The 1,638-nt window shown below is 47.7% G+C and carries 1 protein-coding gene; it reads right to left on the bottom strand.

Annotated elements, in window-relative coordinates:
- Positions 1-39 precede the first annotated feature (39 nt).
- Positions 40-1,574, bottom strand: a protein-coding gene (locus L2W36_RS27200; protein WP_443088413.1) for an IS3 family transposase whose coding sequence is annotated in 2 segments (ribosomal slippage) — positions 40-1,121 and positions 1,121-1,574 — 1,536 coding nt in all. Because the reading frame shifts where the segments join, the coding sequence is not laid out codon by codon here.
- Between the last annotated feature and the right edge of the window lie 64 nt (positions 1,575-1,638).

The following is a 1,638-nucleotide window of genomic DNA, read 5'->3' as shown; positions in this document are numbered from 1 at the left end:
CGGCGTTTTTCAAGGTAGTTGTCATCATTTGCTTGCTTATTAAGCAGCTTCTCTTTCTGGATTTAGGTGGACTTCGCCAACAGGCTCACAGTTCCTGATATCACCAGGCCATCGTTCAGGTTTTCGCTGTTTGGCAGCGAGTAATACTTCAGCACGGCGCTTCAAGATCTCTTTATCTTTTCCATTGTGACGCTGTGAAGGCGTGACATAATTTAGCTTACTGTGCTTGTGCTCGGTGTTATACCAGCGCACGAAGGTTTCAACCCAACTACGACTGACGTCCAGATTTTCAAAGCCCTTTGACGGCCAGTTTGGCATGTACTTTACCGTTCGGAACAACGACTCGACATACGGGTTATCATCACTGACTCTTGGGCGGCTATACGATGAGGTAATACCTAACTCATCCATCTTCGCTTTGAACGTCAGTGACTTCATAGGCGCACCGTTATCTGAGTGAAGAACCAGCGGTTGATTGAAGCACTGCTCTCGCATTAACGTTCGTTGTAGGAGTTGTGACGCTAACTCACCACACTCACATTCATAGACTTCATAACCCACGATTTTTCGGCTGTAGATGTCTTCTATGACGTACAGATAATAGTGCTGGCCTCGGGTCGTTGAAGGCAAGTAAGTGATATCCCATGTGTAGACTTGATTCGAACCTGTCGCCGTATAACTCGTTGGCTTAGCATGTGTTTTTCTACTCCGTTGACGGCCTCGGTTGTGAAGTTGTCCTTGTGCACTCAGTACCCGATAATAGCTCGACTCTGAGGCGATATACTCACCGCAATCAAGCAGTGTCGGCACGATTTGAGTCGGAGGTAAACTCGCGAACTCTGGGCGGTTACACACCTCGATAATCGCATCACGCTCTTGTTGTGAGAGCTTGTTAGCAGGCTCTGGCCTTGCACAGGTCGGCCTTTTATCCGTCTGAACTTCTCCTTGTCGATACCATCGACGATAAGTTCTCAGGTCAATTTGCACTTCGTGACAAGCCCGCTCTAAGCGGCAACCACTTTGCTTGGCATCGTGTATAAGAGCAATCAGGTGTCGCCTTTCATCGGTTGAGGTTAGTCGTCCTCTGGCTCTTCCCCGTAAAAGGCTCTGAGCTTTTTTCGTAGAACCAACAGGGCAGCAGTTTCAGCGAGAGCCTTCTCTTTATGGCGTAACTCCTTCTTAAGCTCTTTGATTTCAAGCTTATCCGCTTTTGCCTGCTTCTTTACTTCAGCCTCCCGCTCTTTGCTCGACATGAACCCTTGCATACACTCGCTACGCCAGCTTTGGATTTGCTCAGGAAACAGACCTTTTTCGCGACAATATTGGCTGAGTTCACTCTCGGTCATTGAGTAAGTCTCGGCGACGATGGCAAGTTTAGTTTGAGCAGACCACTGCTCTGATGAAGTGTTGCTGTTTGGCACTGCGGCTCCTGAACGTCTGAGTTGCTGCCGCCAATGATACAGGGTTGCAGTGCTAATTCCTTCCTCTTTTGATAGCTCACTTACTGACATTGAATATGGAGGCAGTAGCTTCTTCAATATGGCTTCTTTTCTTTCTGCTGGTATACGAGACAAAGTTTACTCAATACCGCCCATACTGGTTAAATTTTAACAGTGACAACAATCCTGCCAGAGGGGG

The sequence above is a fragment of the Vibrio sp. McD22-P3 genome, assembly GCF_021568915.1.
Classification (GTDB): Bacteria; Pseudomonadota; Gammaproteobacteria; order Enterobacterales; family Vibrionaceae; genus Vibrio; species Vibrio mediterranei.
Note: the sequence above shows the minus strand (reverse complement) of the source record. Positions and strands in the feature narration are given on the sequence as shown.